The sequence below is a fragment of the Agrococcus sp. ARC_14 genome (assembly GCF_022436485.1).
In the GTDB taxonomy this organism is placed as follows: Bacteria; Actinomycetota; Actinomycetes; order Actinomycetales; family Microbacteriaceae; genus Agrococcus.
In genome coordinates this window covers 986,101-1,012,074 of record NZ_JAKUDO010000001.1, presented here as the reverse complement: position 1 = coordinate 1,012,074, position 25,974 = coordinate 986,101, and the positions used below count along the sequence as shown (strand labels likewise).

Genomic DNA, 25,974 nt, shown 5'->3' with positions numbered 1-25,974 from the left:
GCAGGGCTAGCATCGGGCCATGACGAGGCTGCGCCGCGCGCACCCGGGGTCGGATGCGGGCATCCGGCGCCGCAGGTCGGGGCGCGGCTGGGCGTACACGCACGACAGCGGTCGGCGGGCGTCAGGGGCGGATCGCGAGCGGGCCGAGGCGCTCGCGGTGCCGCCGGCCTGGACCGAGGTGTGGATCGCCGCGGACCCGCTCGCGCACATCCAGGCGACGGGCATCGACGACGCCGGCCGCATGCAGTACCGCTATCACCCCGATTGGCGGGAGCGGCGCGACCGCGTCAAGCACGAGCGGGCGCTCGATCTGGCCGAGGCGCTGCCGGCCATGCGGCGCCGCGTCACCAGGGATCTCGCGCTCGACGGGCTGCAGCGCGAGCGGGTGCTGGCGGCGGCGCTGCGCATGCTCGACGCAGTCGCGGTGCGCGCGGGCGGCGATGCCTACGCCGAGTCGAACGGCTCGCGCGGGCTCATGACGCTGCTCTGCAGGCACGCGCGCGTCGACGGCGACGAGGTGCGGCTGCGGTTCCCCGCCAAGTCGGGTCAGCGGTTCGACGTCACGATCACGGACGGCGCGCTGGCCGCCTGCCTCGCGGCGCTGCGCGACGGGCGCTCGGGGGCGTCGCGTCTGCTCGCCTGGCGCGACGAGAGCGGCGCGCATCCGCTGCGTGACGCCGACCTCAACGACGCCGTGCGCGAGGCGACCGGCGGCGAGTTCACGGCGAAGGACTTCCGCACCCTGCACGGCACCATCGTCGCGGCGGTCTCGCTCGCGAGGGCGCGCGAGGTCGGCACGCAGGCGGCGCGACGCCGGGCGGTGCGGGCAGCCGTCGAGGAGGTCGCCGAGGCGCTCGGGAACACGCCGGCGGTGGCGCGCTCGAGCTACATCGACCCGGAGGTCTTCGAGCGCTTCGAGGCCGGCACGACGATCGGGCTGCAGGGGTCGAGGGAGCGCGCCCTGCTGGCGCTGCTTCGGTGAGTCCGCCCGAAGACTGCCGCGCTGCAGGCGAGTAGCGTCGCGGGTATGCATGCGATCGTCTCGGGCGCCGGTGTCGCCGGCCTCGCGCTGGCCGGCCGGCTGGCGCTCGACGGATGGACCGTCGAGGTCGTCGAGCGCGCCTCCGCACCCCGTGCATCCGGGTACCTGATCGACTTCTTCGGGCCCGGCTACGAGGCGGCAGACCGGCTCGGGCTGCTGCCGGCACTCACGCAGCGCGCCGAGTCGTTCGACGAGCTGCGGTCGGTGGATGCGTCGGGGCGGGTCCGCGCGACCTTGCCGATCAGGCTCGTGGGCGATGCCGTGGGCGGGCGGTACATGACCATCCTGCGCCAGCAGGTCGTCGACGCGCTGCACGCGCAGCTGCCCGCATCGGTGCGCATCCGCTGGGGCGTGCAGGTCGAGACGGCGCATGACGACGGCACCCACGTGCAGCTGCTGCTCTCGGACGGCGAGCGCGTGCAGACCGACCTGCTGGTGGGCGCCGACGGCGTCGGCTCGCGGGTGCGCCAGCTCGGCTGGGGTCGCCACGAGCGGTTCGTGCGCCCGATCGAGCGGCTGCTGTTCGCCGCCTGGTTGGGCGAGGATGCCGGCTTCGCCGCCGACCTCGACGGCAAGGTCGCCATGCAGACCGAGCTCGACCGGCAGCTCGTGGTCGCCCCGCTCGGCGACGGCCGCGTGACGGGCTTCGCGGTGCTGGGCGGCGTGGCGCCGGCGGATGCGAGGCAGGCCATCGCCGGCATCGGCGTGCTCGGCCGCCGCGCCGTGCGCGCGATCCGCGAGCCCTACATCGACGACGTCGCGCAGACAGTGGTCGAGCCGTGGGTGCGCGGCAGGATGGTGCTGCTCGGCGATGCCTGCGCGGCCGTCTCGCTGCTCGCCGGCCAGGGTGCGTCGCTCGCGATCGCCGGGGCGGAGCGGCTCGCCGAGGAGCTCGCCTTCGCCAAGCATCCGAGCGACGTCACGGCCGGCCTGGCCACCTACGAGCGCGACTGGCGGCCGGTGATCGAGCGCGAGCAGGCGCGCGGGCGGGCGGCGGCCGGCACCTTCGCGCCGCACACCCGCTTCGAGCTCGAAGCGCAGCGCGCGGTGCTGAAGGCCACCGCGCTCCCGGGCGTCGCGCACCTCGTCGCGCGGGCGGCGGGCGGCGTCACGAAACGCTGACTAGACCCAGCCGCTGCGGCGGGCGATGCTGAGCGCCTCGCCCCGATTGCGCGCCCCGAGCTTGCCGATCGCGGCCGAGAGGTAGTTGCGCACCGTGCTCTCCGAGAGGTGCAGCCCGATCGCGACATCCGCGATCGTCGCGCCGTCGGCGGAGGCCACCAGCACCTCGCGCTCTCGCTCGCTCAGCGGGTCGGGGCCGGCGCGCAGCGCCTGCGCCGAGAGCGCCGGGTCGACGACGATGCCGCCGGCGCACACCTCCCGGATCGCGCGCGCCAGCTGCTCGACCGGGTCATCCTTCACGAGGAAGCCGCTCGCGCCGGCCGCCATGGCGCGGCGCAGGTAGCCGGGCCTGCCGAAGGTCGTCACGATCACGACGCGCATCCCCGGCGCCGCCTGCAGCAGCTCCGCGATGAGATCGAGCCCGTTGCGACCGGGCAGCTCGATGTCGAGCAGCACCACATCGGGCACGGTGCGCTCGACGGCGGCGAGCACCTCGTCTCCGCGCGCGACCTGCTCGACGACCCGCAGGTCGTCCTCGAGCTCGAGCAGGCTGGCGAGCGCCGAGCGCATCATGCCCTGGTCCTCGGCGATGAGGATCGAGATCGGCGCGGTCACGAGGTGCGCTCCGGATGCGTCGGGCCGGTCCCCGCGGGCAAGTCGCGGAGGGGCACGGTGGCGGCCAGGCGGTAGCCGTCCGGGCTCGCACCGGCGGTGAGCACGCCGCCGAAGCGGTCGACGCGCTCCCGCAGGCCGGCGAGGCCGCTGCCGTCAGCGTGCGCGTCGACCGGGTCGGCGCCGCCGTCGTCTCGCACCTCGATGCGCACCGTGTCCCCGTGGACGGCGACCGTGACACGGCATGTGGCCGCGCCGCGGGCATGACGCAGGACGTTCGTGGTGCCCTCCCGCACGATCCAGCCGAGCAGCGCATCCGTCTCCTCCTCCAGCGGCTGCTCAGGCAGGTTCGCCCGCAGCGCGATGCCGCGGGGCGCAAGCGCGGATCGCGCGGCCTCGATCGCGTCGGCCAGGCTCGCGGCGCGGTAGCCGGAGACCACCTGCCGCACCTCGGCGAGCGCGTGGCGGCCGACGGTCTCGATCTCGGCGGCGTGGGCGGCCGCGGCGCGAGGGTCGCGCTCCGCCAGGCGGCGCACGGCCTCCGCCTTGACGACGATGACCGACAGCGTGTGGCCGAGCAGATCGTGGAGGTCGCGGGAGAAGCGCTGGCGCTCCTCGGCGACGGCAGCCTGCGCCAGCTGTCGCTGCAGCCGGCGCAGCGCGCGGTTCTGCTGCACGAGGCGCTGCACCAGGAAGCTCGTGCCGCCCGCCATGAGCGTGGCGAAGCCCAGCAGCATGGCGTCCTCGAGCGAGCCGCGCTCGATGCCGAGCGCGGTGGCGCCGCTGATCGTGAGGCCGACGACGACGCCGAGCGCGAGGCGCGGGCGCACGGCGACGGCGGCGCCGATCGCCATCAGCGGGTGGAGGAAGGCGCTGTCGCGCTGCCAGAGCGCGAAGTAGACCACGAACAGCACGATCAGCCCAGCGAAGGCGAGCTCTGCGTGCCAGCGCCGCCCTGCGCGGAAGGGCAGCTGCACCGTGCCTGCGAAGGCAGCGCCGAAGACCAGCAGGGCGAGGCCGCGCAGCCAGTCGAGGTCGATGGCCGCCTGGATCACAGGCCCGGCGAGCAGGATCGGCAGCCAGAGCAGCGGGAACCACGCCCCCGGCCAGCGAGCGATGCGCTCGAGGCCGGGGACGTGCTCCCGGTGGGGCAGGACGCGGGTTGCGTCGTGCGGCATGGGCACCTCCGTCGCGCCCACGCTACGCACCAGCTCGGGGGTGCGCGAGGCCGAGGATCACGGTGACACCCACGACGAGGTGCATGGCGAGCAGGGTGAGCAGCACGGCCGGCGCGCCGCCCATCGCGATCGGGCCGGCGAGCGAGAGCACCAGCACGATCCAGCCCGCCGCCTGCCAGAAGCGCCGGCCGCGCTCGCCCAGCTTCTCGAGCAGTACGAGCAGCGCCCATGCCGCGAGGCCCAGCAGGAGCGAGGAGACCGCGACGCCGTCGGGCCCGATGACCTGCGTGCTCGGGCCGGTGCCGACGGCGAGCTCGAGGCCCGCGATCGGCACGGCGAGGGCCCAGACGGCCGTGGCCAGCAGCACGGCAGCCGCGATGGTGCCGAGCCGCCACAGCCGGCGGCTGCGCGTTGCGGACTGCGCCGCGAAGACGTCTCCCGCGGTCTCGGCGGTGGTGTCGAAGTCGGTGGACATGGTGCCTCCCTGAGACTTTTCCAATGGGTCGACTTCGACGCTAGGAACCGGGGCGGCCTCAGCCCAGGGCGGGGTGTCCTGTCTCGAGCAGGACGAATGTCACGCCCGAACTCCTCGCGGCCGTCGCCGGTTCAGGCGGCAGCGGGGCACAACGCAAGCTCGCGCGTCGGAACCGGGGGCGCACCAGGGTCCGGCGAGGACGACCAGCGGAATGGAGCCAGAGGGCTTGCGTTGTGCGCGACGCGCCGGCTCGCGGGATCAGCTGCGGCGGAAGGCCGCCACCGCCTCGACGTGGTGCGTGTGCGGGAACAGGTCGAACGCCTCCAGCGAGTCGATGCTCCAGCCCTGCTCGCCGAGCAGCTTCGCGTCGCGCGCGAGTGCCACAGGGTCGCATGCAACATAGATGATCTGCGCCGGCTCGATCTCGACGAGCCGCTCGATCACCTCGCGCCCCGCGCCCGCGCGCGGCGGGTCGAGCACGACCACGCCGTTCGAGAGGCGCTCGCGCTCCTGCGCGCTGGCGCGCCCGACGAGCTCGCGCAGCCAGCGGTCGACGCGGCCGGTCTCTGCGGACGCCCCCAACCACTCCGCGAGATTCTCGCCCGCGTGGTCGGTGGCGACCTCGTCGCCCTCGACGCTCGTCAGGCGGGTGCGCTCCCCCAGCGACTCGGCGATGGTGGCCGCGAACAGGCCGACGCCGCCATAGAGGTCGAGCGACCAGCCCGCGGGATCGACGCGAGCGACGTCGATGACGCGACGCACGGCATCCGTCAGCACGCCCGCAGCCTCGCGGTGCACCTGCCAGAAGCCCGAGCGATCGACCTGGAACTCGCGCTCGCCGACCGTCTCGACGATGGTGTCGGTGCGGCCGCGCTCCGGCTCGCCCTCCATCGCGATGACGTCGACCTCGCCGTCGCCCCACTCGACGTAGTCGACGGCGGTCACGCCCGGCAGGCGCTGGTCGAGCTGCGCGGAGCGCTGGATGCCCTCGGTCGCCAGCGGCAGGCTCGTGACCGGCACGACCTCGTGGCTGCGGGGCGCGAACGGGCCCTGGTTGCCGCGATCGTCGACGCGCAGGCGCACGCGCGTGCGCCAGCCGAGACCGCCGCGCTTGTCGTCGCCGGGCGCCGCCTGCACGTGCACTTCGCGGGTGATGCCGCCGGTGCGCTGCAGGGCGTCCTCGAGGACGCGCTGCTTGAGCTCGCGCTGTCGGGCGAGCCGGATGTGGCCGAACTCGGCGCCGCCGGCGCGCTCGGCAGGCGTGCGGTCGATCGCGGCCTCTGGCCAGATGTGCGGAACGCGATCCTCGGATGCCGTGACCACCTCGATCGCGACGGCGGTGGCGAACGACTTCTTCACCTCGACGATCTGCGCCCGCACGGTCTCGCCGGGCATGGTGTCCGGCACGAAGACCACGCGGCCGCGCTCACTCTCGCTGGCACCGTATCGGCCGACGAAGCGGCCGCCGTGGGCGACGTTGTCGATGGTGAGCTCGACGATCTGACCGGGCTCGATGGAGTCGTTCGTTGCAGGCATGCACCCATCCTCCCGCATGCGCCGCGCGCGAGCGGCAGTCAGAGCAGGAAGCTCCAGAGCAGCACCGCGACGCAGAGGACGAGCATGCCGGTGGCGTTGACGAACAGGTTGCGGCTGAAGTCGCGCGCTCGGATGTGGAAGGCGATCGCGACGACGAAGTAGGCGACCAGGCACGCCGTGGTGAGCAGGCCGAGGAACGGGATCCAGAGCCCTGCGATGAGGCCGACGCCCGCGGCGATCTTCAGCCACGCGAGCACCCGCCAGTAGCGCTTCGGGAACCGCACGTCCTCCCAGCACTGCGCCACGAACGGCACCGGCTTCCAGCTGATGGCTGCGTCGCCGAGGCTGATCACGGCGAGCACGACGACCGGCCAGATCGGCTCGGGGAGGATGAGCGTCATGCAGTGACCGTACCATACGGTACGGTATGGCGGATGGATGGGGCCGGCACACGCGGGCGACGACGACGGGAGCGACGATGCCGAGCAGGGACGACTGGATCCAGGCGGGGCTGCGCGCCCTGGCCGACGGCGGCGAGCAGACCATCCGCGTCGACCCGCTCGCGGCGGCGCTCGGCGTGACGAAGGGATCCTTCCACCACCACTTCCGCGGCGCCGGCGCGCTGCGCGAGGCAGTGCTCGAGGCGCACGAGCGGTCGCAGGCCGAGCTGGTCGAGGCCGTCACCGCCGAGGTCGACGGCCTCGAGGCATCCGACGCCATCGCTCGGCTCGGTGCGCTCGTCGCGCGGGTGCCCGACGACGGGCTCGAGCGGGCTGTGCGGGCGTGGGCCGCGACCGACGAGGCGGCCGCGAGCGTGCAGGCGCGCATCGACGGCGGCAGGCTCGCGGCGCTCGAGGCGCTGTGGCGGCGGGCCGTGCCCGCAGCGGATGCCCGCACGGCGGCGCTCGTGCCGCTGCTGGTGCTGATCGGCGCGAGCGCCTCGACGGTGGCCTCCCGCGCCGATCTCGAGTCGGTGCTCAGCATGCTCGCCGGGCTCGCCCAGCACGTGCCAGCGGCCGTCGCCGAGCGCTGACGTTCCTTCCACAGCAGAGCGGATGCGAGGATCGACGCGTGCAGCTCATCCTCGCCTCCGCCTCCCCCGCCCGCCTCGCGCTGCTGCGGCAGGCGGGCATCGAACCGCTCGTGCGGCCGACCGACCTCGATGAGGAGCTGCTGATCGAGTCGCACGAGGCCGAGCACGGGCCGCTCTCCCCCGCCGACTACGTGCTGCTGCTCGCGCGCGCGAAGGCCGAGGCGCTGCTCGACCAGGATCCGCTCACGGGCTTCGACGGCCTGGTGCTGGGCGGCGACTCGTCGCTCGAGCTGGACGGCGCGATGCTCGGCAAGCCGCACACACCCGAGCGCGCCCGGGCACGCTGGCTCGCACAGCGTGGACGCTCCGCGACGCTGCATTCGGGGCACTGGATGCTGCACGTGCGCGAGGGGCGGATCCAGGATTCCGCGGGCACCACGACCGCGACCCACATCGACTTCTCCGCCGACATCGACGAGGCCGAGATCGACGCCTACGTCGCCACCGGTGAACCGCTCGAGGTCGCCGGCGCCTTCACGATCGACGGCAGGGGCGCAGCCTTCATCGACCGCATCGACGGCGATCCCTCGACGGTCGTCGGCATGAGCATCCCCGCCGTGCGGCGGCTCGCGCGGGAGCTCGGGGTGGGGTGGCCGGCGCTGACGAGCTGATTGGGGCGGCGTGATCTCGAGACGCGTCCGGTCTGCGGCCGGGCGCTCCTCGATCAGCGGAGGCCCGGCCGGGGTGGGGCTGCGCTACGTCGTCTGCTGCGTGGGGATCGTGCCCGTCTCCGCCAGCTCGTCCTCGAGGTCGAGATCGTTCGCCGCCTGCTCGAACTGCGCGTTGAGCAGTCGCCAGTAGGCGCCCCGCTGCTCGACCAGGTGCTCGTGCGAGCCCTGCTCGACGATGCGACCCGCCTCCATCACCAGGATGAGGTCGGCGTCGCGGATCGTCGAGAGCCGGTGCGCGATCACGAACGAGGTGCGGTCGGTGCGCAGCGCCGCCATCGCGTGCTGCAGCAGCAGCTCGGTGCGGGTGTCGACCGAGGAGGTCGCCTCGTCGAGGATGAGCACGCTCGGTTGCGCCAGGAAGGCGCGGGCGATCGTGATCAGCTGCTTCTCGCCTGCGGAGAGGTTGGATGCCTCCTCATCGATGACGGTGTCGTAGCCATCGGGCAGCGAGTGCACGAAGCGGTCGACGTAGGTGGCCTCGGCGGCCTCGCGGATCTGCTCCTCGCTCGCGTCGGGCCTGGCATAGGCGATGTTCTCGCGGATCGTGCCGCCGAACAGCCACGTGTCCTGCAGCACCATCCCCGTCTGCGCGCGCAGCGCATCCCGCGTCATCGTCGAGGTGTCGACGCCGTCGAGCGTGATGCGGCCGCCGTCGAGCTCGTAGAAGCGCATCAGCAGGTTCACGAGCGTGGTCTTGCCCGCGCCCGTCGGGCCGACGATCGCGACCGTCTGGCCTGGCTCGACCTCGAGCGAGAGATCCTCGATGAGCTGCCGCTCGGGAGAGTACGAGAAGCGCACGTGCTCGAAGGTGACGCGGCCGGAGCCCGCTGCGGGCGTCGTGCCGCCTGCATCCGAAGACTCGTCCTCTGCGTCAAGCAGCTCGAAGACGCGCTCTGCGCTCGCGACGCCCGACTGCACCATCGTGATCGTCTGACCGATCTGGCCGAGGTTCTGCGAGAACTGCTGCGAGTACTGGATGAACGCCTGCACGTCGCCGACCAGGATCTGGCCTGCGGCGACGAAGAGCCCACCAGCGACCGCGACGAGCACGTAGCCGATGTTGCCGACGAAGGTCATGAGCGGGAACACCAGGCCAGAGATGAACTGTGCCTTGAAGGAGGCGGCGAAGACGCCGTCGTTCTCCTCCGCGAAGCGTGCCCGGACGGCCTCTTCGCGGCCGAAGACCTTCACGAGGGCGTGGCCGGTGAAGGCCTCCTCGACGATGGCGTTGAGCTTGCCCGTGCGCTTCCACTGCTCCTTGAACAGCCCCTGCGCCGGCCCCATCACGACGCCCAGGATGATGCCGGTCAGCGGCACGGCGATGAGCGCGATGAGCGCCAGCCAGACGTTGATCGACAGCATCATGACGAGCACGCCGACCACCGTCAGCAGACCGGTGACGATCTGCGACATCGTCTGCGACACCGACTGCGAGACGTTGTCGAGGTCGTTCGTGACGCGCGAGAGCAGCTCGCCGCGCTGCGTGCGGTCGTAGTACGACAGCGGCAGGCGGTGGATCTTGTGCTCGACGTCGCGGCGCAGGCCCTGGACGGTGCGCTGCACGACGCGGTTGATGACGTAGCCCTGCAGCCACTGGAAGAGGGCGCCGATGAGGTAGACGCCGAGCACCAGCAGCAGGATGCCGCCGAGCGCCTCGAAGTCGATGCCCTGGCCGGGCTGCAGATCGGGCATGCGCTCGATCATGTTGGCGAAGTCGCCCTGGCCCTGCTGCCGCAGCCCTTCCACGACCTGCGCCTGTGTGGCACCGGCCGGCAGCGAGCGCTGGATGAATCCCTGCACGATGACGTTCGTCGCCTCGCCCAGGAGCCTGGGGCCGAGCACGACGAGCACGACGCCGATCGCGCCGAGCGTGAACACCAGTGCGAGCCACCAGCGGTAGGGGTGCATGAGGCCGATGAGTCGCCGGCCGGAGGACCAGAACGACTTGGCCTTTCCGGGCGGCGGCTCCCAGTCGCCGGCCCCCAGGCGCGCGGCCTCGGCGAGCTCCTCCTCGAGGCGCTCCTCCTCGGTCAGCTCCCGCTCCGGCTTCGCGAACCGCGCCTTGCGCGCTGCGATCTTCTCCTCGCGGGTGAGCTTCTGCTTCACGACGTCATCCTTCGCGGCGCCATCCTGCGCGGCGCCTGCATTCTCGTTGCGTGCCATCTCAGGCCTCCACAGCCATCTGCGACTCGACGATCTCGCGATACGTCTCGCTGCTCTCGAGCAGCTCCTCATGGGTCCCGGTGCCGATGACCTTGCCGGCCTCGAGCACCACGATGCGGTCGGCGTCGACGATCGTCGACACTCGCTGGGCGACCACGATCTGCGTGGTCTGCCCGACCGCCTCGGTCAGCGCGGCCCGCAGGCGCGCATCCGTCGTCAGATCGAGCGCCGAGAACGAGTCGTCGAAGACGAGCACGTCAGGCTCGGCGACGAGCGCTCGCGCGATCGAGAGCCGCTGGCGCTGACCACCGGAGACGTTCGTGCCGCCCTGCGCGATTCGCGCGTCGAGCTGCCCATCCATCTGCTGCACGAAGCCGGCGGCCTGCGCGATCTCGAGCGCTCGCCAGAGCTCCTCGTCGGTCGCCGCCTCGTTGCCGTAGCGGAGATTGGATGCGACGGTGCCGCCGAACAGGTAGGGCCGCTGCGGCACGATCGCGATGCCGCGCCAGAGCGTCTCGGCGTCGACCGCCGTGACGTCGGCACCGCCGACGAGCACACGGCCGCCGGTGGCGTCGAACAGGCGCGGGATGAGGTTCACCAGCGTCGTCTTGCCGGCGCCGGTCGAGCCGATGATCGCCAGCGTCTCGCCGGGGGCCGCCTTGAGCGAGACACCGTCGAGCACCGGCGTGTCAGCGCCCGGGTACCGGAAGACGACATCCTGCAGCTCGACCGTGCCAGGCGTCGGCATCGGCGCGCCCTGGCCCGGCGCGACCTGCACGACCGAGGCCTCGGTCTCGAGCACCTCGCCGATGCGGTTTGCCGAGACGGCGGCCCTGGGGATCATGATCGTCATGAAGGTCACCATCAGGATGCCCATCAGGATCTGCATGAGGTACTGCAGGAACGCCATCATGGTGCCGACCTCGAGCTCGCCCGTCTCGACCAGCCCGGCGCCGAACCAGATCACGGAGATCGACGAGACCTCGACGATCAGCATGATGATCGGGAACATCAGCACGAACAGGTTGCCGGTGCGCAGCATCGCATCGGTGACATTGTCGTTGGCGACGGCGAAGCGCTGCTTCTCGCGCTTCTCCTGCACGAAGGCGCGGATCACGCGGATGCCGGTGAGCTGTTCGCGCAGCACCTTGTTGATGGCGTCGATGCGCTCCTGCAGCTGACGGAAGATCGGCACCATGCGGGAGACGATGATGCCGAGCACGACGAGCATGAGCGGCACCGCGATGGCGATCAGCCACGACAGCGTCGGGTCCGCACGGATCGCCATGATGACGCCGCCGATCGCGAGCATGGGCGCCGACAGCAGCATCGTGCAGCTCATCAGGATGAGCATCTGCACCTGCTGCACGTCGTTGGTGTTGCGGGTGATGAGGCTCGCGGCACCGAAGCGCTGCACGTCCTGCTCGCTGTAGTCGCCGACCTTGCGGAAGATGTCGGCGCGCAGGTTGCGGCCGGCGCGCATCGCGAGGCGGGCGCCGAACAGGATCGCGAGGATGTTGGCGGCGACCTGGCCGAGGCTCAGGCCGAGCATGACGAAGCCGAGCCGCCAGATGAGCTCGGTGTCACCGGCGAGGACGCCGTCGTTGATGATGTCGGCGTTGATGGTCGGCAGCATGAGCGACAGCACCGACTGCGCGAACTGGAACAGGACCACGAGGATGAGGGGAAGCCAGGACGGCTTCACGTAGCGGACGATGAGCTTCCAGAGCATGATTCAGGCCTTCTGGTTCTCGGATGCGGATGCCGGGACGCCGGCGGGGGAAGGAGCGGCAGGAGCTGCTGCCGCCTCGGATCGGACGATGCCGTGCAGGAGCACCTGCAGGATGTCATCGACCGATGACACGGGGCTGTGCTCGCCCCAGCCGGAGGCAGCCGACCAGGCTAGCGTACGGAGCACCTCTGCCGCCACCAGGGGCGGCACTCGCAGCTCAGCGCCGAACGGCTCGAAGTGAGCGGCGAGCCAGAGCTTGGACCGATCGAAGACCTCGCGGTGCTCTTCGGCAACGCGCTGTGCGATCGGACCGAGCGCCACGACGAGCTGGAACATGAACCGCATCCGCTCGACCAGCACGACCACGAGCGTGGCGACGAGCTCCTCGAGCGAGTCGCTCGTGAACTCCGCGATCGCGTCGTCGTCGGTCATGTGGTGCTCGGCGAGCGCGACGAGCAGCGACTCCTTGTCGCCGAAGGCCTTGAACAGCGTGCCCTCGGCGACCCCGGCGGCCTCGGCGAGCTGGCGGCTCGTGATCGCGGCCCCGTGCTCGAGCACCGCGGGCGTCACCGCCTCGATGATCTGGGCTCGACGGTCGTCGCCGCTGAGGCGGGGGATGGCGTTCACAGACTCGATGCTAGGTGAGTGAGCGCTCACTTACCAAACTCGGGGTGCGCGGCGCGTCGCCGCCGCGCTCAGCGTCCGCGGCGCCTGCGCCGGCGGTCGCGGTCCGCGCGCTCCCACGCCTGCGCCGACCGCTCGAGCGCCTGCTGCGCCGTGTCGAGCAGCCCCTGCGCGAGCGCGCTCCAGTCGGAGCGCTCGCCGATCGGCTCGCCGCGCCCGGCACCGCGTCGGGCCTGGCGCTCCGCCTCCTCGAACGCCTGTGTCGCCTGCCGCACCGCATCGCGATACGCCGCGAACTCCTGCGGAGCCATGCGCGCGTCGCGGCTGGCGGGCCGCAGTCGCATCGCGTCCTGCTGGGCGCGCAGGAACGCCTGCAGCGCAGGCGACGAGGCGTCGCTCATCGCCGGGAAGTCGATCGCCAGCGCGGGATCGGTCTCGTACGCGATCCAGCGCGCCGTCAGCGCGTCGTGCTCCGATCGCAGCCGGACGAGCGGCATCGCCTCGAGCGGAGCACCGCTCGGGGGCATCATCGCGCGCGCGACCTGCACCGAGGCGCGTCGCACGCGCAGCTCGGCGACGGCGGCCTTGGCCGCGCGCTCCGCCGCCTGGAGGCGTCGCTTCGCCTCGTGGCCCACCCCGAACGCCCCGCCGGCTGCGGGCTGCTCCGCGCGCGCTCGCAGCAGCTCGGCCTGCGCGACCTTGAGCTCCGCGCGCGTGCGCGTCACCTGCCGATGCGCGTCGCGCACGTCCTGCCTCGCCGCAGTGAGCTCGAGCAGTCGCCCCGAACGCCGTCGACGACGGAGCCCGACCCAGCCGAGCGCTCCCGCTCCGGCACCGGCAGGCGCGACCCACCACCACTCGGCAGCGAGCAGCAGCACGGGTTCCACACCTGCATGCTAGGCCGCCTGGCTGGGCGAGCGAGCGGTTGCGCTCCCGCTCGCGGGCGACCACCACTGTGGGATTCGGCAACGGAACGCCCGTGTTCTGTGTGCCGAGTGCACGCATCCGTCATGCTCCGCCACCTAGGCTGAGGAACCATGCCCCGCATCACGAAGGTCCTGATCGCCAACCGCGGTGAGATCGCCGTCCGCATCATCCGCGCAGCGCGTGACGCAGGCATCGGCTCGGTCGCCGTCTACGCCGACCCCGACCGCGACGCGCAGCATGCGCAGCTGGCCGACGAGGCCTACGCGCTCAACGGATCGACCAGCGCTGAGAGCTACCTCGTGATCGACAAGATCCTCTCGGTCGCCAGGCGGTCTGGGGCGGATGCGGTGCACCCGGGCTACGGGTTCCTGGCAGAGAACGCCGACTTCGCCCGCGCGGTGATCGAGGCGGGTCTCATCTGGATCGGCCCGAGCCCGGAGGCCATCGAGCAGCTGGGCGACAAGGTCTCAGCGCGCCACATCGCGGAGTCGGTCGGTGCACCGCTCGCACCGGGCACGATCGAACCTGTCTCGGGTGCCGCGGAGGTGCTCGAGTTCGTCGACGTGCACGGGCTGCCGGTCGCGATCAAGGCGGCGTTCGGCGGCGGCGGCCGCGGCCTCAAGGTCGCGTTCACGCGCGAGGAGGTCGAGCAGCAGTTCGACTCCGCCACCCGCGAGGCGGTCGCGGCGTTCGGGCGCGGCGAGTGCTTCGTCGAGAAGTACCTCGACAAGCCGCGGCACGTCGAGACCCAGTGCCTCGCCGACGCGCACGGCACCGTGGTGGTCGTCTCCACCCGCGACTGCTCGTTGCAGCGCCGCCACCAGAAGCTCATCGAGGAGGCGCCCGCGCCCTTCGTCACCGCAGAGCAGGAAGCCGAGCTGCGGAGGGCGTCGAAGGAGATCCTGCGCGCCGCGAAGTACGTCGGCGCCGGCACGTGCGAGTTCCTGATCGGCGCAGACGGCACCATCTCGTTCCTCGAGGTGAACACCCGGCTGCAGGTCGAGCATCCGGTCTCCGAGGAGGTCACCGGCATCGACCTCGTGCGCGAGCAGTTCCGCATCGCCGAGGGCGAGGCGCTCGGCTACGACGACCCCGAGGTGCGCGGCCACTCGATCGAGTTCCGCATCAACGGCGAGGATGCCGGCGCAGGCTTCATGCCGCAGCCCGGCCCTGTGCGCATCTTCCGCACGCCCTCCGGCCCCGGCGTGCGAATCGACTCCGGCGTCGTCGCCGGCGACGTCATCGGCGGCAACTTCGACTCGATGCTCGCGAAGCTCATCGTCACCGGGCGCGACCGCGCCGAGGCGCTCGAGCGCTCGCGTCGGGCGCTCGCCGAGTTCGAGGTCGACGGCCTGCCGACCGTGCTGCCGTTCCACCGCGCGGTCGTCGACGACCCCGCCTTCGCTCCGGAGGGCGACACCCCGTTCTCGATCTACACCTCCTGGATCGAGACCGAGTTCGAGAACGACATCCCCCCGTGGGGCGGCGAGCCCGGTGCGATCGACGGGCCCGAGGCGCGCCGCACCGTGGTCGTCGAGAGCGACGGCAAGCGCATCGCGGTGTCGATGCCGAAGCGGCTCTTCTCTGACGTCAGGGATGCGAAGGGCCCGGCCCCGCGTCGCACGCGCCGCGCGCTCGAGGGCGGTGCGGGCTCGGGCTCGATCGTCTCGCCGATGCAGGCGACCGTCGTGAAGGCGGCCGTGGTCGTGGGCGACCGCGTCGTGGCCGGCGACCTGCTGGTCGTGCTCGAGGCGATGAAGATGGAGCAGCCCCTCTCCTCCCCCATCGACGGCACGGTCGCTGCGATCGACGCCCCCGTCGGCAAGACGGTCCCCTCGGGTCACCCGCTGGTGACGATCACCCCAGACGCGTAGCCCTTCGACACGATCAGCGCCCTTCGGGCGCGGAGCGGCTCAGGGGCCGACTGCCCCGCCTGGAGCGCGCTGCTCAGCCCGCGTCGACGTGGTGCATCGCGCGAGCGGCGTCGGTGATCGAGCCGGTCAGCGACGGGAAGACCGGGAACACCCGCGCAAGCTGGTCGACCGTGAGCCGGTGCTCCATCGCCATCGTCACCGGGAAGATGAGCTCGGAGGCCTTGGGCGCGACGATGACGCCACCGATGATCGTGCCCGAGCCGGTGCGGGCGAAGAGCTTCACGAAGCCCACCTCGATGCCCATCATCTTCGCGCGCGCATTGGTCGAGAGGTCGATCCGGTAGACCTCGCCCTGCGCGACGCCCTCCTCGATCTGCTTCTGCGTCCAGCCGACCGTCGCGATCTCGGGCTGCGTGAAGATGTTCGACGCGACCGTGCGCATCGAGATCGGGTGCACGGCATCGCCGAGCGCGTGGAACATCGCCGTGCGGCCCTGCATGGAGGCGACGGATGCGAGGGGCATGGCGTCGGCGCAGTCGCCGACCGCGTAGATGTTCGGCAGGTTGGTGCGAGCGACGCGGTTGACGAGGATGTGGCCCGACTCGGCCATCTCGATGCCGGCCTCCTCGAGGCCGATGCCGGTGGTGTTGGGGATCGACCCGACCGCCATGAGGCAGTGCGAGCCCTCGACGGTGCGCCCGTCGGTGAGGGTCACGATGACGCCGCGCTCGGTGCGCTCGACCTTCTCGGCGCGCGACTTCGAGAGCACGTGCATGCCCTGGCGGCGGAAGACCTCCTCGATGACGCCCGCAGCGTCGGCGTCCTCGCCCGGCAGCACCTGCTCGCGACTCGAGACGAGCGAGACCTCGGCACCGATGTGGCTGTAGGCGCTCGCGAACTCGGCGCCGGTGACGCCCGAGCCGACGACGATGAGGTGCTCGGGCACCTCGTCGAGCGAGTACAGCTGGGTCCAGGTGAGGATGCGCTCGCCGTCGGGCATCGCCGACGGCAGCTGGCGGGGAGTCGCACCGACCGAGACGACGATCGTGTCGGCCTCGAACTCGTCGAAGTCGTCGCCCTGCCTCCCGGTCGAGACCACCACTCTGCCGGGTCCGTCCAGGCGACCCTCGCCCTGCACGATCGTCACGCCCGCCTTCTCGAGGTCGGCCTTCATGTCGAGCGACTGCTTCGCCGCGAGCGAGAGCAGGCGGCGGTTGACGGCGCGCAGGTTGACGACGACCTCGGGCTTCTGCGGCCTGCCGGACTCGCCGCGCACCGAGAACTGCACGCCCAGCTGGTTGGCGTCGCGGATCGCAGCGGCCGACTCCGCAGTCGCGATGAGCGACTTGGAGGGCACGACGTCCGTGAGGATGGCGCTGCCGCCCACTCCGGTGCGCTCGATGAGCGTGACGCGCGCCCCGAGCTGCGCGCCCGCCAGCGCGGCCTCGTAGCCGCCGGGACCGCCACCGATGATCACTACGCGCTGCTTGCGCTCGAATGCACTCACGCGCTCCATCATCCCGCATCCTCGCCCCGCCGCCCGCCGCCGAGTGAGGGACCTCTCATCCAGCCGCTCTGCTGCGCCTCATCGACCCTGCCGAGACTGATCGCAGCGCGAGCGCATCGCCTCGCCACGCAGCATCAGGAGCCGCCATGTCCGTCATCCAGCCAGCGCCCGTCACCCGACCCGCCCTCTCCCCGCACGGCGCACCGCACGTGAGCGCGCCTCCTCTGCCGCCCCGTGCATCCACCCCTGACCGCACCTCGGCCACCGAGCCGCTCCCCTGGTGGCTGCCGGTCGTGCCGCTCGCGCTCGTGCTCTGCGGCATGCTCGTGCTCGCGGGCTTCGACGTGGTCGAGACCGCCCCGACCGGCTCGCTCACCTGGTGGCTGCAGCTGCTGATCGGGCACCTGCCGTTCCTGGCGATCCTCGCCTTCCTGGTCGGTGGGCTCATCGAGCGCGTCGGCTACCTCTGGCATGGGCGCGCGGCCGCCACGGGTGGCACGCTGCCGGCCGTGCCGCCGAAGATCGTGGTGCAGCTGCCGATGTTCAACGAGCCGGCCGTCGCCCGCCGCGCGATCCTCGCCTCCGCCGCGCTGCGCTGGCCGGCCGGGCAGCTCTGCATCCAGGTGCTCGACGACTCGACGGATGCCACGGCCCGGCGCATCGTGAACGAGGCCGTCGACGATGCCCGCGACCACGGCGCCGACGTGCGCCTCATCCGGCGCGGCCTGCGCACCGGATACAAGGCCGGGGCGCTCGAGGCAGGCAGGAAGCTCGTCGACGCCGACTTCTTCGTCATCCTCGACGCCGACTTCGTGCCGCGCCCCGAGTTCCTCCTGGCTGCGATGCGCCACTTCACTGACGAGCACGGGCAGCTGCTGCCCGACCGTGCGCTCGTGCAGGCACGCTGGGGGCATCTGAACGCGGATGCCTCGTGGTTGACGCGCGCGCAGTCGCTGTGGGTGGACGACCATCACATCGTGCAGAAGTCCTACCGCTCAGCGAGGTGGCAGTTCGTGAACTTCACCGGCACCGCCGGCATCTGGCGGGCGGACGCGATCGAGGCGGCGGGCGGCTGGCGGGCGGCGAGCCTGGTGGAGGACTGCGAGCTGAGCTTCCGCCACCTGTTCGGCGGCTGGCGCACGACTGCCGTGAAGGAGATCGTGGTGCCGAGCGAGCTGCCTGCGACCGTCACGGCCTACAAGGCGCAGCAGAAGCGATGGACGGCGGGGTGGGTGCAGCTGCAGCGCCTGCACCTCGGCACGCTGCTGGGCGAGCACCGCGAGCGCTCGGGCCGCAGACTGCAGCTGATCTACCACATGACGATCGCCTGGCAGTGGCCGCTCTGGGCGCTGTGGGTGTGCACGTTGCCGTTCCTGATCTCGACTGGGCTGTGGGTCGGCGCGCTCGACCTCGGCGCGGGTCTGGCGGTCTACCTGCTGCCGACGCTCGGCTGGCTGCTGCTCTCGACGGTGCTCGCGAGCGTCGAGGGCATGCGCCTCGACGACGCCAGGCCGACCGCGCGTGGACTGCTGAGACGGCTGGCGCGAGTCGTGCCCTACGTCGCGCTCAACGCCGGCATGCTGCCGCACCAGCTGATGGCGTTCATCGAGGGGCTCCACGGGCCGATGCACTCGGAGTTCGAGCGCACCCCCAAGGCCGGCGACGGGACGGCGAGGCAGAGCGTGCGCATCCACTGGCCCGCGGTGCTCGCGGAGCTCGGCTTCATCACGCTGCAGCTGGGCTGGGCCGTCGTGCTCTTCGCCGCGGGCCTCGGCTGGTGCGCGGCCGGCGCGGTGCTGCTGGCCGCCGCGGTGGCGTGGCTCGGATGGTTCTACGGCGACCACGAGGGCAGGCGAGCGTTCGTGCTCGGCCGCTGAGCGCTGCCGGGCGGGCTCAGCCCGCGCGGCGCTCGTGGATGCTCGACGAGAGTGTCGTGCCGTTCACCTCGAGGTAGAGCTCACCCTCCGTCACGGACACCGACATCGCCGTCCGCCGTGTGATGGCCTCGGCGACCGCGTCGACGAATCCGGCATCGAACCAGACGAGCCGCACGTCCTCCGCGCGGTGGATGCGCTTGCCCGACCACCGTGCCGCGACGCGCTCCGGATCGCGATGCGTGTAGACGGCGGTGCGCTCTGCTGCCATGCTGCCGCGGTGCACGCGCTCGGCATCGGGCGCGCCCACCTCGATCCATGCGACGAGCGCCCCGGTGCGGTCGCGCACCAGCACGGCGGGCTCGTCGCCACCGGAGATGCCGCCGCCGAACGCGATGCCCTCCTCGTGCTCGAGGCACAGGGCGAGCACCCGCGTCGTCATGAACTGCACGGTCTCTGAGGGGTGCTGCGCGACCTTGAGCGTCAGCTGCTCGTACACCCCGCGGTCGACATCAGAGAGCTGCACCTCGAAGGTGTGGATCGTCGCGCCGCTGGCCATGGTGGTCAAGCCTAGGTGCGCGCAGCACGGGCGAAGCGGCTGCCCGCTCTAGAGTGGGCGCCATGACGCACCCGCTCGACCCCCCAGCAGACCCTCGTGACGTCGCCCAGAAGGCCGCCGACGACATCCGCCGCATCACCGGCGTCGACCAGCATGACATCGCCCTCACGCTGGGCTCCGGCTGGGCGAAGGCCGCCGATCTCATCGGCGAGACAACCCACACGATCCCCGCCACCGAGGTGACCGGCTTCTCGAAGCCCGCGCTCGAGGGGCACGTGGGCACCATCCGCTCCGTGCTCACCGACGACGGCCGCCGGGCGCTCGTGATCGGCGCCCGCACCCACTACTACGAGGGCCACGGCGTGCGCAGGGTGGTGCACTCGGTGCGCACCGCGGCCGCGACGGGCGCGTCGATCATGGTGCTGACCAACGGCGCGGGCGGCATCAAGCCCGACTGGACGCCCGGCCAGCCCGTGCTCATCAGCGACCACCTCAACCTGACGGCCGACTCGCCGCTCGAGGGGGCCACCTTCGTCGACCTCACCGACCTCTACTCCCCGCGGCTGCGCGATGTCGCGCGCACCGTCGACGCGAGCCTCGACGAGGGCGTCTACGTGCAGTTCCGCGGCCCGCACTACGAGACGCCCGCCGAGGTGCAGATGGCGAAGGCGATCGGCGGTCACATCTGCGGCATGTCGACCGCCCTCGAGGCGATCGCGGCCCGCGAGGCCGGCATGGAGGTGCTGGGGCTCAGCCTCATCACCAACCTGGCCGCCGGCATCCAGTCGACGCCGCTCTCGCACCAGGAGGTCATCGAGGCGGGCCGCGAGGCCGAGGGCCGCCTCGGACGCCTGCTGGCCGACGTCGTCGCGGCGATCGGCAACGCGGCATGAGCGCCGAGGCCCTCACCGCGGCCCGCGCCTGGCTCGCGGGCGACCCCGACGCCGAGACGCGCGCCGAGCTCGAGGCGTCGATCGCCGCCGCTGAGGCTGGCGACGAGGTCGCGCTGGCAGAGGTGACGGATGCGTTCACGGGCCGCCTGCAGTTCGGCACGGCCGGGCTGCGCGGTCGGATCGCGCCCGGCCCGAACCGCATGAACCGCGTCGTCGTGCAGCAGGCATCCGCCGGACTCGCCGCCTTCCTCGTGGGCCGTGAGCCGCATCCCTCGATCGTCATCGGCTGGGACGGCCGGCGCGGCTCCGAGCAGTTCGCGCGCGATGCCGCAGAGGTCTTCGCGGGCGCCGGGGTGCGCGCGATCCTGCTGCCGCGACTGCTGCCGACACCCGTCGCCGCCTTCGCCGTGCGGCACCTGGGCACGAGCGCCGGCGTGATGGTGACGGCGAGCCACAACCCGCCTGCCGACAACGGCTACAAGGTCTACCTGGGCGGCGCAGACGAGGGCAGCCAGATCGTGCCGCCGGTCGACGGCGAGATCGCCGCGCGCATCGAGGAGGCCGCCGCGACGCCGGTCTCCGACTACCCGCGCGGTGAGGTCGAGATCGCTGGCGAGGGTGTCTGGCGCGCCTACGTCGAGGCCACCGCGGCGATCGGGCAGCCCGACCAGGGCATGCCGGGCTCCACGGGCCCGAAGGTCGTCTACACGCCCCTGCACGGCGTGGGGCTCGAGACGGTCGAGGCCGTGCTGGCGGTCGCGGGCTTCCCCGCCGTCATCCCGGTGCCCGAGCAGGCGCAGCCCGACGGCGCCTTCCCCACCGTCGACTTCCCCAACCCCGAGGAGCCGGGCGCACTCGACCTCGCCATGGCGCTCGCGACCGCGGAGGGCGCAGAGCTCATCGTCGCGAACGACCCCGACGCCGACCGGCTCGCGGTGGCCGTGCCCGATGACGGGCCGACCGGCTGGCGCATGCTCACCGGCAACGAGGTGGGCCTGCTGCTCGGCTGGGATGCCGCACGCTCCGCCCGCGGGCACGGCGTGCTCGCCGCGTCCATCGTCTCCTCCCCCGGGCTGGGCGTGATCGCCGAGGCGCACGGGCTGGAGTTCGTGCAGACGCTCACGGGCTTCAAGTGGGTCTCGCGCGTGCCGGGCCTGAGCTACGGCTACGAGGAGGCGCTCGGCTACCTCGTGAACCCCGGCACGGTGCGCGACAAGGACGGCATATCGGCGCTGGTGCGCGTGCTGACCCTCGCGAGCGAGCTGCACGAGCGCGGCTCGTCCCTGTCGGAGGAGCTGCTGGCCCTCGCCGGTGAGTTCGGCGCCTTCGAGTCGGGCCAGGTGAGCGTGCGCGTCACCGACCTGGCGCGCATCCCCGCCACCATGGCCGCGCTGCGCGCCGAGCCGCCGACCGAGCTCGCGGGCGCCGCGGTGCTCGCGGCGGACGACCTCTCGCTGCCCGAGCACGGTGCGATCGGCGACATCCTGCGCTTCACGCTCGACGACGGCTCGCGCCTCATGGTGCGCCCGAGCGGCACCGAGCCGAAGGTCAAGGTCTACATCGACGCGACGAGCACCGAGGGCCCTCCGGCGCAGCGCATCCGCACCGCCCGTGCGCGCGTCGCGGCGCTCTCGGAGGCCGCGCGGCCGCTGCTCGAGGGCTGAGCCGGGACGGGCCGCAGCCGGCGCCTGTGGCATACTGGCGCCACTACTCAGCCAAGCACGCAGGAGGTCATCTTGGGCCAGAGGTCGGCGCTCATCACCGGTATCACGGGGCAGGACGGCGGGCACCTCGCGCAGCTGCTGCTGGAGCAGGACTACCAGGTCTTCGGTGTCATCCGGGGCCAGAGCAACGTCAAGAAGAGCGAGTTCCTCGACGAGTACCCGAACGTCACGCTGATCGAGGCTGACCTGCTGGACTCCGCGTCGATCATCCGCGCGGTCGAGCAGGCCGACCCGGACGAGTTCTACAACCTCGCCGCGATCAGCCACGTCGGATACTCGTTCAAGAACCCCACCTTGACGCTCGACACGACCGCCGGTGGCGTGCTGAACTGCCTCGAGGCCATCCGCCTCACCGGTCGAGGATCGTCGACTCGCTTCTACCAGGCCTCCACGTCGGAGATGTACGGCGGGCTCGACTACAACCGTCCCGGACTGGGATACGACGAGCACTCGCCGTTCCATCCCCGCAGCCCTTACGGCGTCGCGAAGCTCTACGGGCACTGGATCACGAAGAACTTCCGTGAGAGCTACGGCATGTTCGCCTCGTGCGGCATCCTGTTCAACCACGAGGGCGAGCGACGCGGGCTCGAGTTCGTCACGCGCAAGATCTCGAACGCGGTCGCGCGGATCTCGCTCGGCCTCCAGGACCACGTCGAGCTCGGCGACCTCTGGCCGAAGCGCGACTGGGGCTACGCGGGCGACTACGTGCGCGGCATGTGGCAGATGATGCAGCACAGCGAGCCCGACGACTTCGTGCTCGCCACCGGTGAGACGCACTCCATCGAGGACTTCCTCTCGCAGGCGTTCAACGCGATCGGCGTCGACGACTGGCACCCCTACGTCCGCCGCAACGAGGCCTTCACCCGCCCGGCAGAGGTCGACATCCTGCTGGGCAACCCCGCGAAGGCCGAGGATGTGCTCGGCTGGAAGCGCGAGGTCGACTTCGCAGGGCTCGTGAGCCGGATGGTGGCGCACGACATCAGCCTCCTCGACGGCAACCGCTCATCCTGACGTCGCGCACCGACGAGAGCGCCGAGGGCAGGATGAGGTCTGGTCGCGTGCTCGTCACCGGCGCGAGCGGGTTCGTGGGCATCGCACTGACGCAGGAGCTCGTGGCTGCTGGCCATGCGGTCTACGGAACCTCGGCCGGCGATGCCTCGCACACGGTCGGCCTGACCGACTACTTCTCGCACGATCTGACCGCGGAGCCGCTGCCCACGAGCGACTACGACGCCATCGTGCATCTCGCTGCGCTGGCTGCGGTCGGCCCCTCGTTCGACGACCCGCAGCGCTACATCGAGTCGAACAGCGCGATGATGACGAACCTGTGCGAACCGCTGCTGGCGAGCCAGAGCCAGAGCCGAATCCTGGTCGTCAGCAGCGGCTCGGTGTACGACGCGCAGGCCGAGTCGCCGACCACCGAGTCGGCGCCGTTCGGGTACGACTCGCCCTACGCCGTCTCGAAGGTGCTCGTCGAGAGCCAGGCGGCCTACTACCGCAAGCGAGGTCTCGACACCGTGGTGGTGCGGCCCTTCAACCACATCGGCCCCGGGCAGCGGCGCGGCTTCATCGTGCCGGATCTCGTCTCGAAGCTGCAGGCGCTCGGGCCGGGTGAGCCGCTGCAGGCCGGCAGCCTCGATGGCCGTCGCGACTACACCGACGTCCGTGACGTCGTCCGGGCATACCGACTGCTGCTCGAGGCCGAGCAGCTCGCATCGCCGGTCTACAACGTCGCGAGCGGTGCGTCCGCCAGTGGCTGGGAGGTCCTGCGCACGATCTGCGCGGTGCTCGGGATCGACGAGCCACCGGTGCAGATCCAGCAGCGCCGCGCACTCGATCAGTCCTCCGTGACCGGCGACGCATCCCGTCTGATCTCAGAGACCGGATGGTCCACCGAGCACGACCTGCGCAGATCGATCCACGACTTCGTCGCGTCGCTGTCGGAGCGAGGCGCGTAGAGAGGGATGCGGATGCTGCGCACGATGCTGCAGGGCAAGATCCACCGGGCGACAGTCACGCAGGCCGAGCTGCACTACGTCGGCTCGATCACGATCGACCAGGATCTGCTCGACGCCGCAGACATCCTCCCCGGCCAGCAGGTCGACGTCGTCGACGTCGACAACGGCTCGCGGCTGACGACCTACGCCCTCCCCGGCGAGCGCGGCAGCGGCATCCTCTGCATCAACGGCGCCGCGGCGCGCCTCGTGCACGTCGGCGACACCGTGATCGTGATCGCCTACGCACAGCTCGACGACGCCGAGGCGCGCACGTTCTCGCCGTCGGTCGTCTTCGTCGACGACGCCAATCGCGTCGTCGAGCTCGGCACCGATCCCGGCCATGCGCCCGAGGGCAGTGGCCTGCGGACGGCGGCGCGCTCGCTGGCCGACTGATCGCTCCGACGCCCCAGCGCCCCGCGGGCGGCGTCAGCCCTGCAGCGCTGCGATCGCCTCGTCGCGCGACGCTGCGGCACCCAGGCGGTCGATGACCCCGGATGCGTCCAGGGCGTTGGCGAGCTCTGAGAGCATGCGCAGATGGCGCTTGGGGCTCGTCGCGGCGAGCCCGATCACGACCTGCACCGGGTCGTGGTGCGGGTGCCCGAAGGCGACCGGCTCGTCGAGCACGACGATCGCGAGCGCGTCGCGGCGCACGACGGCGCTGGCCTTCGCGTGCGGCACGGCGACGCCCGGCGCCACCACGCAGAAGGGGCCGGACTGCTCGATCTGCTGCACGAGCTCCTCGACGTAGGCGCGCCCGACCGCGCCGGCGGTCACCAGATCGACGCCCGCGGCGCGCACGGCGGCACGCCAATCGGCGGCGTGGACCCCCGGCGAGAAGGTCGCCCGATCGAGCGGCAGGGTCATCGGAGGTCGTCGAACCCGTCGGAGATCTCGTCGGCGAGCTGCTCGCTCTCCTCGAAGGTGCAGAAGGCGCTGGCCGCGGCGTTCTGCGCCACCTGCTCGAGGTCGTCGAGATCCCACTCGAAGGTCTCGACCAGCAGCCCGAGCTCGCGCGTCAGCGTCGTGCTCGACTGCAGGCGGTTGTCGGTGTTGACCGTGACGCAGAAGCCCAGCTGGTGCAGCAGATCGATCGGGTGATCGGCGAGCGACTCGCCCCACTGTGCGATCGTGCCGGTCTGCAGGTTGGAGGAAGGGCTGACCTCCAGCGCGATCTGGCGATCCTTGACCCACTCTGCGACCTCGCCGAGGCGCACGACGATCGCCTCGTCGGACTCCTCCTCGACCACGATGTCCTCGGCGATGCGCGTGCCGTGGCCGAGCCGCAGCGCACGACCGGAGAAGAGCGCGTCGGTGATCGAGTCGATCCCTGCACCCTCGCCCGCGTGCACGGTGGCCGGGAAGTGCGCCTTCGCGAGGATGTCGAACGCGGACTGCAGGCGCGAGGCCGGGAAGCCGTCCTCCGGCCCCGCGATGTCGAAGCCGACGGCGCCCTTGCCGCGGTGCCGGAGCGCGAGCTCTGCGATCTCGTCTGCGCGGTCGAGGTGGCGCATGGCGCTCACGAGCTGGCCGACGCGGATGCGCCCGCCGTGGCTGGCGACGAGACCGATGGCCTCCTCGATGCCGGCCTGCACGGCCTCGACGGCTGCGTCGAGCGAGAGGCCGCGCTGCAGGTGCTGCTCGGGTGCCCAGCGGATCTCGCCGTAGATCACGCCGTCCTCGGCGAGGTCGAGCACGAACTCCTTCGCGACGCGGTGCAGGCCGTGCTCGGTCTGCATGACCGCCGTCGTGATGTCGAACGTCTTCAGGTACTCCGGCAGCGAGCCGGAGTTCGACTGCGTGGCGAACCACTCGCCGAGCGACGCAGCGTCGCTCGCGGGCAGCTCGAGCCCGATCTCGTCACCGAGCTCGAGGATGGTCTGCGGCCGCAGCCCGCCATCGAGGTGGTCGTGGAGGCTGACCTTTGGCAGCGTCTGGATGTCGACGCCATCGACCTCGTACCGGCTCATTCCGCCTCCATCGTCCGGGTGCCTGGGGCTTCGATCGTATCTGGCCGCGACACGCGACACGGCACCATGGCGCGGATCAGGCTCCGGATGCCGCCGCGATGCCCAGCGCGGCCAGGATGAAGCCGCCCACGAGGATCCAGAGCAGGATGCCGACCACGAGCATGACGATCGAGAGCCAGATGCCCCACAGGGCGATCGTGCGACCGGCGGGCTCCCGCTTCCGCGCCATCGCGCCGGTGACGATGCCGGCGATCGGCACCAGGAACGTCAGGCCGAGGAAGACGGATGCAAGGCCCAGCACGAGGCTGACGATGCTGAGGGTCTTCGGCTCGGCGGGCGCGTAGCCGCCGGGCTGGACTGCCGACGGCGTGGCGGGGTTCGGGCTCTGGGTCATGACGGACTCC

Annotated in this window: 25 protein-coding genes; 11 read left to right on the top strand and 14 right to left on the bottom strand. The window is 71.7% G+C overall.

Annotation, left to right across the window (positions count from 1 at the left end):
• Positions 1-19 precede the first annotated feature (19 nt).
• Complete coding sequence (locus MKD51_RS05095) at positions 20-982, top strand: DNA topoisomerase IB (protein ID WP_240238853.1); 963 nt, start codon at positions 20-22, stop codon at positions 980-982.
• Positions 983-1,027: 45 nt separating this feature from the next.
• Entirely contained in the window at positions 1,028-2,164 is a 1,137-nt protein-coding gene (locus MKD51_RS05090; RefSeq protein WP_240238852.1) for an FAD-dependent monooxygenase, read from the top strand.
• Here MKD51_RS05090 and MKD51_RS05085 read toward each other — a convergent pair whose 3' ends face one another.
• The 5 genes from MKD51_RS05085 to MKD51_RS05065 all read right to left on the bottom strand — a co-directional run bounded on the left by MKD51_RS05085 (position 2,165) and on the right by MKD51_RS05065 (position 6,366).
• Positions 2,165-2,779 (bottom strand): response regulator transcription factor, encoded by a 615-nt coding sequence (locus MKD51_RS05085; protein WP_240238850.1) that lies wholly within the window; start codon positions 2,777-2,779, stop codon positions 2,165-2,167.
• The gene (locus MKD51_RS05080; RefSeq protein WP_240238848.1) at positions 2,776-3,954 is read right to left on the bottom strand and encodes a sensor histidine kinase; all 1,179 of its coding nucleotides are present in this window, start codon (positions 3,952-3,954) and stop codon (positions 2,776-2,778) included. The genes MKD51_RS05085 and MKD51_RS05080 overlap by 4 nt, the downstream gene beginning before the upstream one ends.
• Before the next feature lie 22 nt (positions 3,955-3,976).
• Positions 3,977-4,429 carry a DUF6069 family protein gene (locus tag MKD51_RS05075; RefSeq protein ID WP_240238846.1) on the bottom strand — a complete coding sequence of 151 codons (453 nt, stop codon included), beginning with the start codon at positions 4,427-4,429 and terminating at the stop codon, positions 3,977-3,979.
• 258 nt (positions 4,430-4,687) lie between these two features.
• On the bottom strand, positions 4,688-5,965 hold the full coding sequence (locus MKD51_RS05070) for a TRAM domain-containing protein (RefSeq protein ID WP_240238844.1): 1,278 nt from the start codon (positions 5,963-5,965) through the stop codon (positions 4,688-4,690).
• Between the two features lie 38 nt (positions 5,966-6,003).
• Complete coding sequence (locus MKD51_RS05065) at positions 6,004-6,366, bottom strand: DoxX family protein (protein ID WP_240238842.1); 363 nt, start codon at positions 6,364-6,366, stop codon at positions 6,004-6,006.
• Positions 6,367-6,443: 77 nt separating this feature from the next.
• Between MKD51_RS05065 and MKD51_RS05060 the strand changes: the two genes are divergently transcribed.
• Together MKD51_RS05060 and MKD51_RS05055 are read left to right on the top strand one after the other, a co-directional pair.
• Positions 6,444-6,998, top strand: a complete 555-nt coding sequence (locus MKD51_RS05060) for a TetR/AcrR family transcriptional regulator (RefSeq protein ID WP_240238839.1) — start codon at positions 6,444-6,446, stop codon at positions 6,996-6,998.
• A gap of 38 nt (positions 6,999-7,036) precedes the next feature.
• On the top strand, positions 7,037-7,669 hold the full coding sequence (locus MKD51_RS05055; RefSeq protein WP_240238833.1) for a Maf family nucleotide pyrophosphatase: 633 nt from the start codon (positions 7,037-7,039) through the stop codon (positions 7,667-7,669).
• Positions 7,670-7,753: 84 nt separating this feature from the next.
• On the opposite strand, the gene MKD51_RS05050 is transcribed toward MKD51_RS05055, so the two are convergent.
• From MKD51_RS05050 to MKD51_RS05035, 4 genes are all read right to left on the bottom strand, one after another.
• Positions 7,754-9,892 (bottom strand): ABC transporter ATP-binding protein, encoded by a 2,139-nt coding sequence (locus MKD51_RS05050; protein WP_240238831.1) that lies wholly within the window; start codon positions 9,890-9,892, stop codon positions 7,754-7,756.
• 1 nt (position 9,893) lies between these two features.
• Positions 9,894-11,624 (bottom strand): ABC transporter ATP-binding protein, encoded by a 1,731-nt coding sequence (locus MKD51_RS05045; RefSeq protein WP_240238825.1) that lies wholly within the window; start codon positions 11,622-11,624, stop codon positions 9,894-9,896.
• Between the two features lie 3 nt (positions 11,625-11,627).
• Complete coding sequence (locus MKD51_RS05040; RefSeq protein WP_240238823.1) at positions 11,628-12,251, bottom strand: TetR/AcrR family transcriptional regulator; 624 nt, start codon at positions 12,249-12,251, stop codon at positions 11,628-11,630.
• 68 nt (positions 12,252-12,319) lie between these two features.
• Positions 12,320-13,135 (bottom strand): hypothetical protein, encoded by an 816-nt coding sequence (locus MKD51_RS05035; protein ID WP_240238821.1) that lies wholly within the window; start codon positions 13,133-13,135, stop codon positions 12,320-12,322.
• Between the two features lie 150 nt (positions 13,136-13,285).
• Between MKD51_RS05035 and MKD51_RS05030 the strand changes: the two genes are divergently transcribed.
• Positions 13,286-15,049 carry a biotin carboxylase N-terminal domain-containing protein gene (locus MKD51_RS05030; RefSeq protein ID WP_240238820.1) on the top strand — a complete coding sequence of 588 codons (1,764 nt, stop codon included), beginning with the start codon at positions 13,286-13,288 and terminating at the stop codon, positions 15,047-15,049.
• 73 nt (positions 15,050-15,122) lie between these two features.
• Here the strand turns inward: MKD51_RS05030 and MKD51_RS05025 are convergent, their stop codons facing one another.
• A complete protein-coding gene (locus tag MKD51_RS05025; protein WP_240238818.1) occupies positions 15,123-16,565 on the bottom strand; it encodes an NAD(P)H-quinone dehydrogenase in 1,443 nt (480 codons plus the stop codon).
• 137 nt (positions 16,566-16,702) lie between these two features.
• Between MKD51_RS05025 and MKD51_RS05020 the strand changes: the two genes are divergently transcribed.
• Positions 16,703-18,433, top strand: coding sequence for a glycosyltransferase family 2 protein (locus MKD51_RS05020; RefSeq protein ID WP_240238815.1), 1,731 nt, complete (start codon positions 16,703-16,705; stop codon positions 18,431-18,433).
• Positions 18,434-18,449: 16 nt separating this feature from the next.
• Here MKD51_RS05020 and MKD51_RS05015 read toward each other — a convergent pair whose 3' ends face one another.
• Positions 18,450-18,989: a YaeQ family protein gene (locus MKD51_RS05015; RefSeq protein ID WP_240238813.1), complete on the bottom strand. Its 540-nt coding sequence runs from the start codon at positions 18,987-18,989 to the stop codon at positions 18,450-18,452.
• A gap of 62 nt (positions 18,990-19,051) precedes the next feature.
• Here MKD51_RS05015 and MKD51_RS05010 point away from each other — a divergent pair, with 62 nt between their 5' ends.
• The 5 genes from MKD51_RS05010 (at position 19,052) to panD (ending at position 23,996) form a co-directional block, all read left to right on the top strand.
• Positions 19,052-19,882 (top strand): purine-nucleoside phosphorylase, encoded by an 831-nt coding sequence (locus tag MKD51_RS05010; protein WP_240238811.1) that lies wholly within the window; start codon positions 19,052-19,054, stop codon positions 19,880-19,882.
• Positions 19,879-21,546, top strand: coding sequence for a phospho-sugar mutase (locus tag MKD51_RS05005; RefSeq protein ID WP_240238809.1), 1,668 nt, complete (start codon positions 19,879-19,881; stop codon positions 21,544-21,546). The genes MKD51_RS05010 and MKD51_RS05005 overlap by 4 nt, the downstream gene beginning before the upstream one ends.
• 72 nt (positions 21,547-21,618) lie before the next feature.
• Positions 21,619-22,617, top strand: coding sequence for a GDP-mannose 4,6-dehydratase (locus tag MKD51_RS05000; protein ID WP_241428855.1), 999 nt, complete (start codon positions 21,619-21,621; stop codon positions 22,615-22,617).
• 32 nt (positions 22,618-22,649) lie between these two features.
• Positions 22,650-23,564 (top strand): NAD-dependent epimerase/dehydratase family protein, encoded by a 915-nt coding sequence (locus MKD51_RS04995; protein ID WP_240238807.1) that lies wholly within the window; start codon positions 22,650-22,652, stop codon positions 23,562-23,564.
• Positions 23,565-23,576: 12 nt separating this feature from the next.
• Positions 23,577-23,996, top strand: coding sequence for an aspartate 1-decarboxylase (gene panD, locus MKD51_RS04990; protein ID WP_240238805.1), 420 nt, complete (start codon positions 23,577-23,579; stop codon positions 23,994-23,996).
• A gap of 33 nt (positions 23,997-24,029) precedes the next feature.
• Here the strand turns inward: panD and MKD51_RS04985 are convergent, their stop codons facing one another.
• The 3 genes from MKD51_RS04985 to MKD51_RS04975 all read right to left on the bottom strand — a co-directional run bounded on the left by MKD51_RS04985 (position 24,030) and on the right by MKD51_RS04975 (position 25,964).
• A complete protein-coding gene (locus MKD51_RS04985) occupies positions 24,030-24,467 on the bottom strand; it encodes a PTS sugar transporter subunit IIA (protein ID WP_240238803.1) in 438 nt (145 codons plus the stop codon).
• Complete coding sequence (locus MKD51_RS04980) at positions 24,464-25,570, bottom strand: adenosine deaminase (RefSeq protein WP_240238801.1); 1,107 nt, start codon at positions 25,568-25,570, stop codon at positions 24,464-24,466. Before MKD51_RS04980 ends, MKD51_RS04985 begins: the two co-directional genes overlap by 4 nt.
• Positions 25,571-25,646: 76 nt before the next feature.
• Complete coding sequence (locus tag MKD51_RS04975; protein ID WP_240238799.1) at positions 25,647-25,964, bottom strand: DUF4190 domain-containing protein; 318 nt, start codon at positions 25,962-25,964, stop codon at positions 25,647-25,649.
• Between the last annotated feature and the right edge of the window lie 10 nt (positions 25,965-25,974).

What these genes read in the sequence shown, in the direction of transcription:
- MKD51_RS05095 (WP_240238853.1), top strand. Translation starts at nt 20, where the DNA reads ATGACGAGGCTGCGCCGCGCGCACCCGGGGTCGGATGCGGGCATCCGG.
- MKD51_RS05090 (WP_240238852.1), top strand. Translation starts at nt 1,028, where the DNA reads ATGCATGCGATCGTCTCGGGCGCCGGTGTCGCCGGCCTCGCGCTGGCC.
- MKD51_RS05080 (WP_240238848.1), bottom strand. Translation starts at nt 3,954, where the DNA reads ATGCCGCACGACGCAACCCGCGTCCTGCCCCACCGGGAGCACGTCCCC.
- MKD51_RS05075 (WP_240238846.1), bottom strand. Translation starts at nt 4,429, where the DNA reads ATGTCCACCGACTTCGACACCACCGCCGAGACCGCGGGAGACGTCTTC.
- MKD51_RS05070 (WP_240238844.1), bottom strand. Translation starts at nt 5,965, where the DNA reads ATGCCTGCAACGAACGACTCCATCGAGCCCGGTCAGATCGTCGAGCTC.
- MKD51_RS05065 (WP_240238842.1), bottom strand. Translation starts at nt 6,366, where the DNA reads ATGACGCTCATCCTCCCCGAGCCGATCTGGCCGGTCGTCGTGCTCGCC.
- MKD51_RS05060 (WP_240238839.1), top strand. Translation starts at nt 6,444, where the DNA reads ATGCCGAGCAGGGACGACTGGATCCAGGCGGGGCTGCGCGCCCTGGCC.
- MKD51_RS05050 (WP_240238831.1), bottom strand. Translation starts at nt 9,892, where the DNA reads ATGGCACGCAACGAGAATGCAGGCGCCGCGCAGGATGGCGCCGCGAAG.
- MKD51_RS05045 (WP_240238825.1), bottom strand. Translation starts at nt 11,624, where the DNA reads ATGCTCTGGAAGCTCATCGTCCGCTACGTGAAGCCGTCCTGGCTTCCC.
- MKD51_RS05030 (WP_240238820.1), top strand. Translation starts at nt 13,286, where the DNA reads ATGCCCCGCATCACGAAGGTCCTGATCGCCAACCGCGGTGAGATCGCC.
- MKD51_RS05025 (WP_240238818.1), bottom strand. Translation starts at nt 16,565, where the DNA reads ATGGAGCGCGTGAGTGCATTCGAGCGCAAGCAGCGCGTAGTGATCATC.
- MKD51_RS05020 (WP_240238815.1), top strand. Translation starts at nt 16,703, where the DNA reads ATGTCCGTCATCCAGCCAGCGCCCGTCACCCGACCCGCCCTCTCCCCG.
- MKD51_RS05015 (WP_240238813.1), bottom strand. Translation starts at nt 18,989, where the DNA reads ATGGCCAGCGGCGCGACGATCCACACCTTCGAGGTGCAGCTCTCTGAT.
- MKD51_RS05010 (WP_240238811.1), top strand. Translation starts at nt 19,052, where the DNA reads ATGACGCACCCGCTCGACCCCCCAGCAGACCCTCGTGACGTCGCCCAG.
- MKD51_RS05005 (WP_240238809.1), top strand. Translation starts at nt 19,879, where the DNA reads ATGAGCGCCGAGGCCCTCACCGCGGCCCGCGCCTGGCTCGCGGGCGAC.
- MKD51_RS04995 (WP_240238807.1), top strand. Translation starts at nt 22,650, where the DNA reads ATGAGGTCTGGTCGCGTGCTCGTCACCGGCGCGAGCGGGTTCGTGGGC.
- panD (WP_240238805.1), top strand. Translation starts at nt 23,577, where the DNA reads ATGCTGCGCACGATGCTGCAGGGCAAGATCCACCGGGCGACAGTCACG.
- MKD51_RS04985 (WP_240238803.1), bottom strand. Translation starts at nt 24,467, where the DNA reads ATGACCCTGCCGCTCGATCGGGCGACCTTCTCGCCGGGGGTCCACGCC.
- MKD51_RS04980 (WP_240238801.1), bottom strand. Translation starts at nt 25,570, where the DNA reads ATGAGCCGGTACGAGGTCGATGGCGTCGACATCCAGACGCTGCCAAAG.
- MKD51_RS04975 (WP_240238799.1), bottom strand. Translation starts at nt 25,964, where the DNA reads ATGACCCAGAGCCCGAACCCCGCCACGCCGTCGGCAGTCCAGCCCGGC.